The 14,899-nt window shown below is 66.3% G+C and carries 12 protein-coding genes and 5 pseudogenes; 11 read left to right on the forward strand and 6 right to left on the reverse strand.

Features of this window, described 5'->3' with window-relative positions; translation table 11 throughout:
• The first annotated feature begins 95 nt into the window (after positions 1-95).
• From OG819_RS34400 to OG819_RS34410, 3 genes are all read left to right on the forward strand, one after another.
• Positions 96-824 carry a hypothetical protein gene (locus OG819_RS34400; protein WP_266652492.1) on the forward strand — a complete coding sequence of 243 codons (729 nt, stop codon included), beginning with the start codon at positions 96-98 and terminating at the stop codon, positions 822-824.
• Positions 821-1,108: a hypothetical protein gene (locus tag OG819_RS34405; protein ID WP_266652494.1), complete on the forward strand. Its 288-nt coding sequence runs from the start codon at positions 821-823 to the stop codon at positions 1,106-1,108. The genes OG819_RS34400 and OG819_RS34405 overlap by 4 nt, the downstream gene beginning before the upstream one ends.
• A gap of 856 nt (positions 1,109-1,964) precedes the next feature.
• Complete coding sequence (locus tag OG819_RS34410; RefSeq protein ID WP_266638449.1) at positions 1,965-2,897, forward strand: RNA polymerase sigma-70 factor; 933 nt, start codon at positions 1,965-1,967, stop codon at positions 2,895-2,897.
• A gap of 22 nt (positions 2,898-2,919) precedes the next feature.
• On the opposite strand, the gene OG819_RS34415 is transcribed toward OG819_RS34410, so the two are convergent.
• Positions 2,920-3,891, reverse strand: coding sequence for a sigma factor-like helix-turn-helix DNA-binding protein (locus OG819_RS34415; protein ID WP_266652496.1), 972 nt, complete (start codon positions 3,889-3,891; stop codon positions 2,920-2,922).
• Positions 3,892-4,458: 567 nt separating this feature from the next.
• Here OG819_RS34415 and OG819_RS34420 point away from each other — a divergent pair.
• Positions 4,459-4,749, forward strand: a complete 291-nt coding sequence (locus OG819_RS34420; protein ID WP_323138076.1) for a WhiB family transcriptional regulator — start codon at positions 4,459-4,461, stop codon at positions 4,747-4,749.
• A gap of 490 nt (positions 4,750-5,239) precedes the next feature.
• The gene (locus OG819_RS34425) at positions 5,240-6,865 is read left to right on the forward strand and encodes a cytochrome bc complex cytochrome b subunit (protein WP_266638447.1); all 1,626 of its coding nucleotides are present in this window, start codon (positions 5,240-5,242) and stop codon (positions 6,863-6,865) included.
• 191 nt (positions 6,866-7,056) lie between these two features.
• Here OG819_RS34425 and OG819_RS34430 read toward each other — a convergent pair.
• Positions 7,057-7,541: pseudogene (locus OG819_RS34430) on the reverse strand (transposase); the annotation flags it as partial.
• A 75-nt stretch (positions 7,542-7,616) separates the two neighbouring features.
• On the opposite strand from OG819_RS34430, the gene OG819_RS34435 reads away from it, so the two are divergent.
• From OG819_RS34435 to OG819_RS34445, 3 genes and pseudogenes are all read left to right on the forward strand, one after another.
• Complete coding sequence (locus OG819_RS34435) at positions 7,617-8,258, forward strand: inositol monophosphatase family protein (protein WP_266638446.1); 642 nt, start codon at positions 7,617-7,619, stop codon at positions 8,256-8,258.
• A 122-nt stretch (positions 8,259-8,380) separates the two neighbouring features.
• Positions 8,381-8,545 (forward strand): annotated as a pseudogene (locus OG819_RS34440) (acetoacetate decarboxylase); the annotation flags it as partial.
• Between the two features lie 2 nt (positions 8,546-8,547).
• A pseudogene (locus OG819_RS34445) lies at positions 8,548-8,825 on the forward strand (aldehyde dehydrogenase family protein); the annotation flags it as partial.
• A 460-nt stretch (positions 8,826-9,285) separates the two neighbouring features.
• On the opposite strand, the pseudogene OG819_RS34450 reads toward OG819_RS34445, so the two are convergent.
• A pseudogene (locus OG819_RS34450) lies at positions 9,286-10,542 on the reverse strand (NADH:flavin oxidoreductase/NADH oxidase family protein).
• Positions 10,543-10,631: 89 nt separating this feature from the next.
• Between OG819_RS34450 and OG819_RS34455 the strand changes: the two are divergent.
• Positions 10,632-11,255, forward strand: coding sequence for a TetR/AcrR family transcriptional regulator (locus OG819_RS34455; protein WP_266638444.1), 624 nt, complete (start codon positions 10,632-10,634; stop codon positions 11,253-11,255).
• Positions 11,256-11,301: 46 nt separating this feature from the next.
• On the opposite strand, the gene OG819_RS34460 is transcribed toward OG819_RS34455, so the two are convergent.
• Complete coding sequence (locus OG819_RS34460; protein ID WP_266652498.1) at positions 11,302-11,949, reverse strand: histidine phosphatase family protein; 648 nt, start codon at positions 11,947-11,949, stop codon at positions 11,302-11,304.
• 228 nt (positions 11,950-12,177) lie between these two features.
• Here OG819_RS34460 and OG819_RS34465 point away from each other — a divergent pair.
• Positions 12,178-12,986: pseudogene (locus OG819_RS34465) on the forward strand (NAD(P)H-quinone oxidoreductase); the annotation flags it as partial.
• A 56-nt stretch (positions 12,987-13,042) separates the two neighbouring features.
• Positions 13,043-13,249, forward strand: coding sequence for a hypothetical protein (locus OG819_RS34470; protein WP_266638442.1), 207 nt, complete (start codon positions 13,043-13,045; stop codon positions 13,247-13,249).
• A 259-nt stretch (positions 13,250-13,508) separates the two neighbouring features.
• Here OG819_RS34470 and OG819_RS34475 read toward each other — a convergent pair whose 3' ends face one another.
• A complete protein-coding gene (locus tag OG819_RS34475; RefSeq protein WP_266638441.1) occupies positions 13,509-14,105 on the reverse strand; it encodes a YceI family protein in 597 nt (198 codons plus the stop codon).
• 257 nt (positions 14,106-14,362) lie between these two features.
• Positions 14,363-14,899 (reverse strand): NAD(P)H-binding protein (locus OG819_RS34480; protein ID WP_266652500.1); only part of this gene is annotated, 537 nt, incomplete at its 5' end.

Genomic DNA, 14,899 nt, shown 5'->3' on the forward strand with positions numbered 1-14,899 from the left:
CCGGAGCCAACCACTTAGTTCGCACCCAGCGATGCCATGGCGAATCCAACGGCTGCTCAGAGCTCATCACCATCATGTGAAAGCAAGGTATTGCAGTGCACAAGCGCAAGCCGCGATGGCGGCTGCCACTCATGATCACGGCAGGTGTGCTGGCAGCAGCGAGTATCACCGCCGTTCCACTGCTGGCCCAAGCCTCCGAAACGGACGGGCAGACTGCCGACCGCCAGCAGGCGTTCGAGCACGCCGCAGCCGAGTACGACGTTCCCGTGTCGGTCCTTCTCGGTGTGGCCTACCACGAGTCGGCCTGGGAAGCGCACCGCGGCGAACACAGCACCAGCGGCGGCTACGGTCCGATGCATCTGACGGACGTGACCCCCGAGATGATGGCCAGTGGTGACGCGGGAGCGGTCGGCCGCGGAGATGTGAAGGAGATGGCCGCCGACCCCTCCCTGCACACCCTCCAGGCGGCGGCGAAGCTGACCGGACTGCCCGCGGAGAAGCTGCGCGACGATGAGGTCGCCAACATACGTGGCGGCGCCGCTCTGCTGGCCTCCTACGCGAAGGCCACGACCGGCGCCAGCCGTCGAACTTCGTCTACCTGCGCACAGCACCCAGCAGCACCGCCCCGCTCTTCGGTGACCAGGCCATTCACACGGACGGTGTCGGCACCAACCGGGTCAACGACTGGGGTAGCACCGCGCAGGCAGGGCAACAGTTCGTCGTCGCGGGCCGCCAGGGTGACTGGACAGCCATTTGGTTCAGCGGTACCAAGGTGTGGTTCCACAACCCGAAGGGATGCAACACGACCCCTGCCCGCGGTGTGACCGTGGTCAAGGCTGCCGGGGCCTCGCCCTCGGCGGTGTACGGCAGCAGCTACCCGGACAAGGACGAATATCCCACCGGGCTTTCGCCCTCCACCCAGGCTCCGTTGAGCTTCTACACCGTTCCCGCTGGTCAGGCGTACGTCGCGACCAGTGACGCTGCGGCCACCGACGACTACTTCCCCTCCAGCGGCAGTGTCGTGACCGGTGGCAAGAAGATGTACACCATTCAGTACAACCATCGAGTCGGGCTGGTGTACGAGTCCGACGTGATCACCGCAGACTGACCGTCTGACTGAGCGTCTTGGGCCGATAGGTGGATCAGGCACAGCGGCCCCGCGGGCGGCGCCGTTCCTTCGGGCGGCGCCGTTTCCGCGTTCGTCCGGCCGTGTGCCGCTCTGTCGTTCCGACAGGCTGGATCCCATGGTGTGATTGCACCGTGTTACAGGCATCCGCCTGGTCCGGACGTAGACCGACCCAACCAATGACCAACAACGTGGCAGTGCTTTAATGACGCCGTTGGGAACGATTCCACGGTCATGGGTCGGCACTATGTGCGGCTTGGTCCTCGTGTGAACCTTTTACCTGAAGGTATGTTTTGACTCGATGAGCCGACGATGAGCCCAGGAAAACACTGTGTTTCTGCCTGATGTCTGCCGTCTTGGTGACGGTCGGCAGCAGCCGACTGCCCCAGTTCTGTCACAGGAACGGGTCGATCCCGGTCTATGGAGCAGAGGCGATTGGAGCAGGCGTGACTATCAGTGACCACAGTCGCAGCACCCGGACAAGCCGTGCGGCGCATATCACCCGGCAGCGCCGCAGCACCCAGAAACATGTCCTGGGACCGATTGTCGGAGCTGTCCGTGCCCACTAGGCCCTGTCGTCAAATTCCCGTCTGCCCTGCGACGCCATGCACGCTCCCCCACTGCCTGAAGGGCGTGGGAGGTGCCCTCACTCGCCGCACCGGGCACAGACCCGAGTACATCCAGTACGAGGGTCTGCGCCCGGCACGCCGAGAGCACGCACCTGACGCCGCCGGGCCCGCCCTCGGGGCGGACGACGGGAATTCGACGACAGGACCTAGGTCGCCGCGTGGGCACGTCATGAGGCAGCCGCAACCGGAGGAACGGAGACCACAGGAGTATGCATTCCGAGCTGTGCCCCACGACAAGCACTCTTGAAGAGGCGGTCGCTGTATTTGTGCAGCACCGGACACGTCTTTTCGGAATCGCCTACCGCGTGCTGGGCAGTGTGGTCGAGGCTGAAGACGTGGTCCAGGAAGTGTGGTTGCGCTGGCAGAAGACCGACCGCTCCGTGGTGATCAGCCCGGTGGCCTTCCTCTCGAGTACGACGACCCGCTTGGCCATCAACGTCGCGCAGTCCGCGCGGGTGCGTCGGGAAACCTACGTCGGACCGTGGCTGCCTGAGCCCATCGACACGAGCTCGGACCCGGAGGTGGGCGCGCAACGTGCGGAGGCTCTGGAGCTGGCTCTGCTGCTGGTCTTGGAGAAGTTGAGTCCCACTGAGCGTGCCGCATACGTACTGCGCGAAGCGTTCGACTACGGCTATCCCGAGATCGCTGAAATCCTTCAACTCAGCCTCGTCAACGTGCGGAAGATCGTAAGCCGTGCTCGCAAGCACCTGTCGGCCGAGCAGCGGGAGAGCGTGGACACGGCAGAGCACCGACGTCTTCTGCACGCCTTCGTCTCAGCGGCCCGAACGGGGGATGTGGCCTCACTGGAGGCCCTCCTCGCCCCGGATGCCGTCAGTCTGTCCGATGGCAACGGTATCCGTGGTGCCGCTCGTATACCCGTCCAGGGCCGTGCACGCGTGGCCAACCTGGCGACCGCCACTCCGAGGTTCTGGCGGGAAGCGGACCCCAGGTTGGTCGACGCCAACGGCCGTACAGGCATGATGATCTACCGAGACGGCGATCCTGCCACGTTCGTGACGATAGCCGCTTCGAAGGAAGGCATCTACAAGCTGATGTGGGTGTTCAACCCGAGCAAGATCGCCGCGTTCTTTGATTCGCGCTCCCGCTTCGCAGTAGCTCAGTCCCCGGCAGATGCTCTGTGACTGCGATGGTGTGATGAGGCGGTCATTGCGGAACAGCTGCCGGGAAGTCACAACCTTCTGCACTGGCCGTCACCCTGTTTCGGTCGGCGTTGGTGTGATCGGGCCATGCCGGGTTTGGGGGTGGGGGTTGGTTCCAGGAGCGGAGTTTGTCGGGGTTGAGGACGACCCAGATCTGGGTGATGTGGTGGTCGGCGATGTCGAGGCTGATGACGGCGGCGACCTGGTGGCCGTAGCGGGCGACGAGGCCGGTGCGGCCGTTGACGGAGTGGGTGGTCAGTGTGGTGTGGGGGCGGCGGGCGAGGAGTGTGAGCAGGCTGTGTGCGACCTGTTCACCGCCGTGTACGGGTCGTACCAGCGCGCGGACCTTGCCGCCGCCGTCGAAGAACGCCGTGGCGTCCGGGCAGAGCAGTGAGGCCAGCAGGTCGGCGTCCTCGGTCAGGCAGGCCTGACGGACGGTACGGGCGAGGGCGTCGTGCTCCTGCGGCGTGGTGGGACGTGAACGCTGTGCCCGAAGGCAGTGGCGTGCCCGGTCGGCGAGTTCGGCGACCTCCGGCTCGGTGCGTCCCACGATGTCGGCGACCGTATCGGGTGCCATCCCGAAGAGATCGTTGAGCACGAACGCCGCCCGCTCGGCCGGGGACAGAGAGTCCAGAGCATCCAGCAGAACCCGGCTGGCCTCTTCCTCCGGTGTGGAAACAGGATGTCCAGCCGCCCGGGACCCTACAGCGGCCCCCGCCGTCCGGCCGGCGTCATCAGCCCGGCCGGGCAGGGCGAGCCGGCTCAGACAGATGCCACCCGCCACCTTCGCGAGCCAGGACCGGGGCGTCGTGATCTGCTCACGGGCCGCCTCGGCCAGCTCGTACCACCGCCGATAGGTCTCATCGACAGCGCTCTCCGCCTCACTGCCGCTGCCCAGCATCCAACGGGCGACGTCCAGCAGATACCGACGCTCCTCAAGCAACTCCGCGATCGGCACCGCGTCACCATGGTCCATACGGCATCCTCACTCTCGCACGGCACCAACACGGCCGCACATATCGACCGCGTCGTAGTTCAGGCGGGCTTGATCGACAACGGCGTAGCGACGGCAGGATGCCACCATGCGTGCTCCGGCACCCCGGGAACGGGGTTGCAGTAGCCAATGGCTGAGTCCTTGCGTACGACGCATCTCTTTCATTTCTCTGCTCAACCCGTTAGACCGAGCATGTATGGATCGTGTGACATGGGCTTCCACGCACGATCATGTGGACTCCGGCACCACCCGCTTACGCCGCGTGCGCTGAGACGCTGATCCCGCACGATTTCTCCGGCATCCCGGCAGGGGGCGGCATAGGCGGGGCTCACCAGCGTGGCTGTCCCCGCGGCTGCGTCCCGGCCAGTCGGCCCAGTGCAGATCATCGCCTTCAGCGCCACGCGGCTGTATGTCACAGATGCGTCGGTCACCCGGTCTCACGTGACAGCTCCCGGCAACTCCTTCTACGGACGCGAAAGACCATGATCGAACTCGGGGGCTTCCTGCCGAATTTCGCGATCACCCGGAACTGTGGAGGTTTCCTGTCCCATGACTGTCGAACGAGCGGATTACACCGTGTACTGGCGCGAACGGGCAGCTTGCCTCCATGAAGACCCTGATCTGTTCTTCCCCATAGGAAACAGTGGTCCGACACTTGAGCAGATCGACGGAGCGAAGGCCGTGTGTGGCCGTTGCCCGGTCGTGGAGCAGTGCCTCAACTGGGCCGTGCAGGTGGGGGAGATGGAAGGTATCTGGGGCGGTACGACGGGGAGCGAACGCCGCGCGATGAGGCGGCGTCAGGCCTACCGGGCCAAGGGCACGGTCGCAACGGCTGCGTGATGTTCCCAGCACCCGTACCGTGCCGGCCTCGAAACGAGACAGCTTCAACGGGCCTGCGACCACAGACTCCGGGAGGAAGCCTGCCGGGGAACGGCCTGGCAGTGCCACGACGGGCGTGTCACATTCACGCCTCATGCCCGGTCATATGGGTGGAAGCAGTCCAGGAGCCTGCCGACGCTAGGAGTGCAGTGATGAGCATGGCCGTTCTTGAGCCCGCGGCTCAGGAGCTTATGGCGGTGACGGGCGGCCCGTCGTTCCCCCATGTGCCCGGTCCAGGAGATGCCCGGCGGGTGCTGGATGACGGGCATTTCGTAAGCGGATGTCACGCATATCGACCGTGACGGGCCGCGTGAAAACGGACGGAAACAAACGCGATGCCCAGCCCGTCTCAAATTCGCGACCAGTAGGAACCGGCGCTGCCGCAGGAGACGTGAAATCTGCGAAATCTGACGCATTTCCTTTTTGGCGATTTACGAATGGTGGTAGAGGCATGGGTGACGGGAGTCAGGAAAAAGAAGTGCGGCAAGAACGCAAGGGTGAAAAGGTTGCAGAATGGGCCGATGGGCGCCTGGGTGTATACAGCCGAGTCAGGGCAAATGCGCGAAGAGCGTTCCCTGACCACTGGTCGTTCATGCTGGGCGAGATATGCCTCTACAGCTTCATTATCATCGTGGTCACAGGTGTGTATCTGACGCTGTACTTCCATCCGTCGATGAAGGAAGTGACATATCAAGGCAGCTATGCGCCACTGAAGGGCCAGATGGTGTCAGAGGCGTTCGCCTCAACTATGCACATATCTTTTGATGTGCGTGGTGGCCTGCTGATCCGACAGATCCACCACTGGGCAGCCCTGGTCTTTGTCGCCGCCATACTCGTCCACATGATGCGCGTATTCTTTACGGGCGCGTTCCGTAAGCCTCGTGAGCTCAACTGGATTTTCGGATTCCTGCTGCTGGTGTTGGGAATGTTCGGAGGGCTGACGGGATATGACCTTCCGGATGACCTCCTGTCCGGGACCGGACTCGCGGTCGTGAACGGAACAATCCTTTCCATCCCGATCGTCGGAACCTACCTCTCGATGTTCCTTTTCGGAGGCGAGTTTCCGGGAAACGATCTAGTGGCGCGCTTCAATGCAATCCACGTTCTGCTCATCCCCGCCCTCATGGTGGGACTGCTTGCGGCCCATCTGGTGTTGGTCCTCTACCACAAGCACACACAGTATCCGGGTCCGGGACGCAGCAACAAGAATGTTGTGGGCCTGCCGCTTCAGGTGCGCGCCGTGAAGTCCGCAGGATTCTTCTTCCTGGTTGCCGGCGGCATCTTCATCATCGCTTCCGCCGTGCAGATCAACCCCATCTGGCAGTATGGCCCCCACCGTGCCGACCAGGTTTCGGCAGGCTCGCAGCCCGACTGGTACATGGGCGTGGCAGATGGACTTCTGCGCGTCATGCCTGGCTGGGAAATCGCCTTCTGGGGCCACACCCTGGCTCTGGACAACCTGATCCCGCTGTTGGCGGGCGTTGGTCTCTTCCTTGCCATGGGTGCGTACCCGTTCATCGAGTCCTGGGTGACCGGTGACGATCGTGACCAGCATCTCCTCGACAGACCACGCAACCGCCCGGTACGAACGGGACTTGGCGTCGCGTGGATCAGTTTCTATCTGGTAGCCCTGATCGGTGCCGCGAACGACATCATTGCCATTCGTCTTCACGTCGCGGTTGAGTCGGTGACGTGGGCAGTTCGGATCGGTCTCTTCATCGTGCCCCTCCTGGCCTACGTCGTGGCGAAACGGTGCGCACTCGGGCTCCAGCGTCAAGACCGCGAGAAAGTGCTGCACGGTCGCGAGACCGGCATGATCAAGCGTTTGCCGAACGGCGAGTTCATCGAAGTGCACGAGCCACTCGGGCAGGAACAACTGCACGTTCTCACACAGCATGAGCAATACAAGCCGATCGGTCCCGACTCCACGGGAAACGAGGGAGGACCGGATACCAACTCCAGCCTTACCCGGCGTCTGCGTGCCCGCCTCAGCCAGAGGCTCTACGGTGAAGGCACGCAGATCACCAAGCCGACGGCGCAGGAGTACGAGGAGATCACCAGCGGGCACCGACACTGATCACATCGCGGGTGCCGGTCCTACCTCGCCGGGGTACGGACCGTTGCTCGCTCCGGGGCCCGTGTTGCTCGGGGCGGTGTCTCTGCGCTGTCCGCACAGCGCCGTCGAGGGCCGTCGCACCCAGCAGCAGGTCTGGACGGTCACAGCAGAGCCGCCCTCGTGGGGGCCATACATCTGCCCGCCTGCTGCTCCTCTGGGAGTTCCTCGCTTTTGCGTCGGCGGTGCGGCATCACCAGCCGGTGCCGGGACAGCCGCCGTCGGCGATTGTGGTCGCCCGGCCGACGGCGGCCTCCGCGCCGGATTCCGCGCATGCCTTGCAGTCGTTGCGGTTGCCCGGCAGTGGCCCGCCGACCACCACGACCAGGCGACGGTGTCGGCGTCGGCGACGACCTGATGGTTGGTGGAGTACCGATAGTTCTTGGACCGCTCGGCCACCGTGTGGTCGTGGGTGGGCACCAGAGTTCCGTCCACGATGAGCACGGTGTCCGTGTGGAACCGCTTGCGGGGCTGAAGCGCCAGTAGCGGACCGAGGTGGTCGACTATTCGGTCAGCCGCGGACTTTGAGATACCGAACGCTGGGGCGAACTGGCGCAATGTCAGTGACAAAGCAGCGTGGGTTCAGTCCGGTGAACGGGGAAATCCAGGACGGCTCCGACGCCGTGATCACAGCAGCCACGCCTTGATAGTCTCACCGCGCCTGCACGCTCCCTTCGGAGCCTCAACGGCGGACCACGGTGGGAAGGGCGGCCTCGTGACGGACCCTGCAGACCTGGAACTGGCGCACCGCCTCGCCGACCAGGCGAATGCCATCGCCCGACGCTACTTCTCGACCGCCACCATCGAATCCCGGACCAAGAGCGACGGGAGCCCCGTCACCGACGCCGACCGGGAGATCGAAATCGTCCTTCGCTCCTTGATCCGCCAGGAGCATCCCGACGACGCGTTCATCGGTGAGGAGTTCGGCGCCCATGGGCACGGCAGACGGCGTTGGATCATCGACGCCATCGACGGCACCGCGAGCTTCCTCGCCGGTGAACCGGAGTGGAGCACACTGATCGCTGTCGAGGAGGATGGCCGCATCACCCTGGGCATGGCCTCCGCCCCTGCCCTGGGCCGTCGGTGGTGGGCTAGGCCGGACTCGGGCTCCTGGACAGGGCCATGCCCCTCCAACCCGGCGGCACCGGCGCACCGGTTGGCCCTCATCGAAGGCGGTAATGCCCAGAACGCAGCCATCGGCATCTGGCCGCCTCCGTCCAGACTGAACCAGCGGGAACGAGTCGTGGCCGCGAGACTGACCAGTGAACGTCCCGATGTGCGGCCGCCTTCCCGTTCGCGGCGTCCGTCGGCTGTACGGGTAGCCGTCTTTGGGCCGTCGCTCCGCGGCCGACCGTGACGGAACCTCTGCCGCCGCCGCTGCCGCTGTCGCGGTTCTCGGCGAGTGGGTGTTGACGGTGCTTACATCGCGGGTTAGCCTCATGTGGGCACTGCTAACATGTGAGTGAGGGAGCTGCACGGCTGCCATCGCCTCAGCAGGAAACAATCAAGGTCGACCTGGGTGGCCGTACGGTCAGGGTCCCCAGGGGGGGTCTGTACGACCGCTATCGGATGAACACGGAACTCGACGCGGTCGCGCGTGATCCATGCGTCAGCGGAGTGGACTTCTTCCGGCGGTTACCGAGGCCGCCGTCGGGATCGGCGCCACCGTCCTTGCCGGCGGTAGGGCGCGGCCGGACCTGGGGCCGCTGTTCTACGAACCGACCATCCTCACTTCGGGTCCGTCGTCTCGGTCCACCCCTTCCGCACCGTGGATGAAGCGGTCGCGCGGGCCAACGCCACGCCGTACGGGGTCAACGTCAGCGTCTGGACCCGCGACGGAGCCCGGGGCCGGGCCGTAGCCGCCCGCGTGCACGCGGGCACCGTCAACGTCAATGCGGCTTTCGCCGCCACGTGGGGGAGCATCTTCCCGCAGCGTTGGTCCCGCGACGCGCGCCCCGAGGCCTTCGCGGCCTCGGCGCTTCCCTGTGCTGATCGACGATCCGCGCCCTACCGGCCCAGGCCGGTCGGCCTCTGACGCCCGCCGCAGGAGGAGACCGGCCGGAACCTCGGGGCGCGCATGCGGCCGCCTTGTTGAAGGTGTAGATGCACGGGGGCGGGGCGCGGCAAGCTCCGGCGCGCGGGCTTTCGGCCGATGCCGCTGGAACTCCACGACCCCGAGGACTTGGACAGCGAGAGTGGCCACCCGCCTGCGCTTGATTTCACGCGGCGGATGGCCACCGGGGTTTCACGGGGGAGGAGTTCGCCCGCCGCCGCACCGTCGGGTGGGCCGTGAACCGGTTCAAAAGTCCCGAGCCGCTGGTCCCGCTCGCGATGAGCGCGGCAGATGCGGCCGGGGGTGGGTACGGGTTCGCCCGCTGGATCGGCTATGCGCGGCTCGCGGTGGTGGTTTCCCGCGAGGTGAGCCACGCGCGGTAGTGGCGCAGCGCCTTTCGCTGCCGGCACCATTCGGTGAGCAGGGCGTACGCGGGGTGGGTGTTGGGCCTGGGGCGGCTTCCGCGCGCGATGCGGCGCAGCTGGTGACGGACCTGCGCGATGCTCGCGGCGGAAGCCAGCGCCTTGTCGGACCAGGTCACCGGCCGCAGCTGCCGGTCGGCCTCACGGTCGTGGCTCCAGCGGTCCGGCAGGTTCGGGGTGAGGGCGAGAGCGGTGCCCATCCCGACGAGCGCCACGCCACTGCCGAGGACCTTCTCGGCGGTGTCGCGCCGGCTGATGCCGCCGGTGAGCATCAGCGGGAGTGGACTGGTCGTGACCAGGTCCCTGGCCAGGTCCAGGAAGTACGCCTCACGGGCCTGGGCGCGCGCGTCGGCGGGGCGGCCGGACATCGCGGGACTCTCGTAACTGCCGCCAGAAAGTTCGACCAGGTCGACGCCGAGCCGTTCGAGCATCGCGATCACCTGTCGCGCGTCGTCGGCGTCGAATCCGCCGCGCTGGAAGTCGGCGGAGTTGAGCTTCACCGCGACCGCGATGGACGGCGAGACTGCGGCGCGCACGGCGCGGACGACGTCCAGCAGCATCCGGGCCCGGTTCTCCAGGGACCCGCCCCACTGGTCGGTGCGCTGGTTGACCAGGGGGGACAGGAACTGCGAGAGCAGGTAGCCGTGCGCGGCGTGGATCTCCACACCGTCGAACCCCGCCTTATCGGCACGGTGGGCCGTGACCGCGTACCGCGTCACGGTGGCCTCGATCTGCTCGGGGGTCATGGCGACAGGGCGGCCGAAACGGCTGCTGTGTTTTCCCAGGTCGACTCCCACCGCGGACGGGCCCCATACGACTCAGGGCATGTCCGCCTGGATCTGGCGGCCCGGGTGATTGATCTGCATCCATATCGCTCCGCCGCCGGACTTGCCGGCCCTGGCCCATTCGGTGAACGGCTCCAGCGGGACGGCGTCGTCGAGCACGACGCCGGCGGGACCGGTCAGCGCCTCGGCGTGCACCATGACGTTCCCGGTGATCAGCAGTCCGGCGCCGCCGGTGGCCCAGTGCCGGTACAGCGACAACAGCTGCCCGTCGGGCAGCTGGCCGTCGCCGGCCATGTTCTCCTCCATGGCCGCCTTCGCGATCCGGTTGCCCAATACCTGCCCGGAGCGCAGGGGCAGCGGTGAGAACAGCTCGCTGGCCATCCGGATTCTCCTCTTCATCGACTACAATGTTTGCACCGTTCACATTTGGCGCCCAATGTTCACGGTGTAAACATGAGAGAGAGTGTCCCATGCCACAAGCGAGCGACTCGTACCACCACGGCGATCTGCGCGCCGCCTGCCTGCGCGCTGCACGGGAACTACTGGAGGAGGACGGCAGCGCCGGACTGTCCCTGCGCGCGGTCGCGCGGCGGGCCGGTGTGTCGGCGACGGCCCCGTACCGTCACTACGCGGACCGCGACGCACTTGTCTCCTCGGTCGCCGCCGAGGGATACCGGGAACTCGCCGGATATCTGTCCGTGGCCCATCCCTCGCCGGCGACACCTGACGACCTCGCCGCGGTCGCCGTCGCCTACGTCCGCTTCGCACTCGACCATCCGGCGATGTTCCGGGTGATGTTCGCCGAACCCTGCGATCCCGGCAACGAGGAACGCGCCGCCGCGACCGCCGCCCTCTCCGAGTACGTCCGCGCCCTCGTCCGCAGCGTCTTCCCCGGCGCCGACCCGGAGGCGCTGGCGACCCCGGTGTGGGCCCTGGTCCACGGCCTGGCCTTCCTGCACCTCGACGGCAAGCTCGACACCTCCACCCCCGAAGTGGTCGCCCACCAGGTCCGTACAGCCGTTTCTGCGCTGATCGCCATCTCCCAGGTGACGTCAAAAGCGGTGGCCGCGGCGCCGGAGCAGGCAACGGCGTAGTCGGCGCATGACCGCGGGGCCGCCCAGGCGGGCAGGAGAGGCGGTCTCAGCGGTAGGTGAGCAGCCGACGCTGGTGACCGGCGAAGTGGGCGTGATCGTTGAAGGTCAACAGGCTGGTCCCGGATCTGCCCACCGCAAGCGTCGTGATGGAGGCGTTGACGGTGACACGGTTGAGCGCGACGACCCCCTCGGGTGCCAGTGGCAGCAAGGTCCCGCACAGCGCGGCGAGAAGGCCGCCAGAGGTGACGACGACCGCGTCACGGCCCCGCCCGAGCGTGGCGGACAACTCGGCTTGGGCGGCCGCCGCCCCCTCGGCGAAGGAGTCCCAGGTCGTGCCGTCGACCGCGCCGGGCTCCGCCATCCATGCCAGCAACGCGCGATCGAGCACATCCTGAACGGAATGGGTGTGGCTCGCCGATGGTGCGTAACGGGCAAGCAGGGCGACGTGGTCGTACTCGTTCCAGCGCGGATCCTGGCGGAGAGGCTGCCTGAAGCGGGCAGTCTCCGCGATGAGGCGCGCCGTATCGCGTTGGCGGGTGAGAGTTCCCGATACGAGGTGCGGGTCGCGCAGGTCGCGGCGGGCCAACTCCCGTCCGACCGCGACGGCTTGGGCGCGGCCGAGGTCGGACAGGGCGTCGTAGTCCTCCGCACCGAAGGACGCCTGACCATGACGGACGAGACGGATGAGCGGCACAGAGATACTCCCGCGTCGGCCTGCTGATGTGCGCAGTGTACACATCGTGTTCCCCGGTGAACCACGGCACCCGCCGGACGTTATCGGGCGTCTCGTGCCGCCGCTCATCTCCGTGTCGGCGACCGACCTCGCGCACCGATGGCAGCGACGGGATGCCGCGCCAGATCCGCGAACGGCGACATTCGTGGGGTTCAGGCTGTCGCCGCCGCGCTGCGCAGCGGGGTTGCGTACCCCGTGCCGCCGGGAACGTCGCCGTATCCGGGACTGGAGGTCTCCGGCCGCATCGGCGCCCTGAGCGAGAACGTATCCGGCTGGCAGGTGGGCGATGAGGTCTGCGCATTGCTGACAGGCGGCGGCTACGCGCAGAAGGTCTCCGTCCCGGCAGGGCAACTGCTGACGGTGCCCAAGTCAATCGGACTGGTCGAGGCTGCGGGCCTGCCGGAGGCGGCCGCCACGGGGTGGTCAAACATCGTCATGACCGCAGTACTGAAGGAGGGTGAGACCTTCCTCATGCACGGCGGCGCCGGAGGGGTCGGCACCTTGGCGATCAGATCGCCAAGGCGCTGGGCGCCCACGTCGTCACCACCGTCGGCAGCTCTGAGAAGGCCGCCCGGGCGCGGGAGTTGGGCGCTGATGTGACGATCGACCACCGTCGGCAGGACTTCGCCGAGTACGGCCCCTACGACGTGATCCTGGATGTCATCGGCGGCCAGTACCTCGAACGGAACGTCCGGACCCTGGCCGCCGACGGACGGCTGGTCATCATTGGCCTGCAGAACGGTCTGGAAGGCCAACTCAACCTTGCCGAGCTGGTGTTCAAACGCATTTCGGTGCATGGCACCACCCTGCGCACCCGGTCTGCGGCGCAGAAGGCCGCAATCATTGCCGAAGTCCAGAAGGAAGTCTGGCCGATGATCGAGAACGGATCGGTGCAGCTGGTTGCCGACCGGACCCTGCCCATGGCAGAAGCCGCCGAAGCGCACCGTCTCATGGAGACAGGCCGGCACGTCGGCAAAATCCTGCTGGTGAACGGCTGAAACGCAATCCCAGGCCAGGGTGATCGAACAGCGACGCCCTGTCCGTCTGGGAGGGAGTGCCATACCCGGACCTGGTCGACCTGCACCTGGCCCACACCCGCACCTACCGGGCCCTGGTCAGTGCGTCTCCTGGCTCACGGCCGCTGAACGGGGGGAAGCTGCTGCAGAGCGTCGGAGACGGTTCTCATCCGCTCGGTGAGGTGTACGAGTTGCCGACGAAGCTCGTTGACACGGGCCTCCAACTCGGTCGCTTCAGCGGCTAGCGACACGACTGTGGCTGCGATGTCGCTTCGGATCTCAGTGGCTCGGCTCATCGTATGTCCTTCTGCGGCAGGGACCGGATGAATGTGGGTATCACGCCCCCACGGAATCGTGTGACGCGTGGGAAGGCCTGTCCCGGCCGGGGACCGGGCGGAGACGGTATGGCGCGGCATCCCATAGGGGTGCCCGGTGAGAAGTGCTGCCGGCGCATGTCACGCTTGCTGAGCCGGGCAGCTGATGCTCTGACAGGCGCTTCCCGGTCTAGGCGGCTTCTGTCTGGACCAGTTGTACAGCGGAGACGCCGAGAACCAACTGCACCTTGTCGCTGACCAGGACCCCACCTGTCGCCAGTGCCGTGTTCCAGCCAAGCCCCCAGTCGGAGCGGTTCAGGGTGGCCGTACCCTCGAAGCCGACACGGTTCTGTCCATGGACGTCCCGGCTCGCTCCACCGCACTCGAGGTCGATGTGAAGGGGCAGTTCGATGTCCTTGATCCGGAGGTAACCCAACAGGCGGAATCGGTCGTCTCCGGCATCGACGATTCCGGCGGAACGGAAGCTCATGAGAGGGAACGACGCTGAGTCGAGGAAGTCCGGGCCGGTGATGTGCGCGTCCCGTTCCTGAAACCCCGTGTCCACACTGCCGGTCTGGACACTGAGATAGGCCTCGGAGCGGGCGGGATGGAGCCCATCGAGCTTGAGGAGCCCTTCGAAGGCGGTGAATCTTCCACGCACGTCGGTGATCATGGCGTGCCGGATGGAAAATCCGATCGTGCTGTGGACCGGGTCAATGGCGTAGACGCCGGTCAGCCCTTCAAAGGGAGCTGTACGAGAAATAGTGGTTTCCTTGCGGTTGAACATGGGGAGCCGGTTCCTTCGTGCGGGGAGTTCAGATAGGGGCGAATTTCGGTGCACTGCGGCCGTACAGTCGAATTCAGGGCTGCTTTTCGAGCGAAGTGCTGCCGGTCATGAACGTCGAAGCCTGGACCCACGAGAGATGAAGAAACGGATCGTCCTGGCAAGGAAGGCCAAGGCAGTGGCCGTGTATGCGGTGGAGTGAACCTGCGGCCGGAGCGCAGGGGTGGCCCCTGCGCTCCAGCAGGGGCCACCCGCAGGACTTACGGCTGCTGCGCGACCCAGTCGGCGAACCGGGTCTCGGCGATGTGCGCGTCCGGACCGGGCAGGAGCGTGGTCTCCTGCAGCTGGGCACCGGAGTACGGGGCCTTCGGGTCCGTAACGACCGTGCGGGGGTCGTTCTTGCTGGCGAGTGCCTTGCGGAGGAGCTCGTCGAGCTGGAACACGTCGGGGCCGGCGACCTCCACCACGCCGTTGGCCGGGGCGCCGACCGCAGCGCGGCCGACAGCGGCGGCCACGTCGTCGGAGTGGATGGGCTGGATCTTGACGGGGGCCAGAAGCACGGTGTCGCCCTCGGTCGAGATGTCCGCGAGCCCCTTCATGAACTCGAAGAACTGCGTGGCGTGGACGATGGAGTACGGGACGCCCGACGCCTTGATCAGCTCTTCCTGGGCCTGCTTGGCACGGAAGTACCCGCTCTCCTGCAGGCGGTCGGTGCCGACCACGGACAGCGCCACGTGGTGTGTCACGCCGGCCTCGGCCTCCGCCTTCAGGAGGTTGGCCGTGGAGGTGCGGAAGAA

This window comes from Streptomyces sp. NBC_01549, assembly GCF_026339955.1.
Lineage (GTDB): Bacteria > Actinomycetota > Actinomycetes > Streptomycetales > Streptomycetaceae > Streptomyces.

Coding starts and splice junctions, on each gene's coding strand:
- OG819_RS34410 (WP_266638449.1), top strand. CDS start 1,965: ATGCATTCCGAGCTGTGCCCCACGACAAGCACTCTTGAAGAGGCGGTC.
- OG819_RS34415 (WP_266652496.1), bottom strand. CDS start 3,891: ATGGACCATGGTGACGCGGTGCCGATCGCGGAGTTGCTTGAGGAGCGT.
- OG819_RS34420 (WP_323138076.1), top strand. CDS start 4,459: ATGACTGTCGAACGAGCGGATTACACCGTGTACTGGCGCGAACGGGCA.
- OG819_RS34425 (WP_266638447.1), top strand. CDS start 5,240: ATGGGTGACGGGAGTCAGGAAAAAGAAGTGCGGCAAGAACGCAAGGGT.
- OG819_RS34455 (WP_266638444.1), top strand. CDS start 10,632: ATGCCACAAGCGAGCGACTCGTACCACCACGGCGATCTGCGCGCCGCC.
- OG819_RS34475 (WP_266638441.1), bottom strand. CDS start 14,105: ATGTTCAACCGCAAGGAAACCACTATTTCTCGTACAGCTCCCTTTGAA.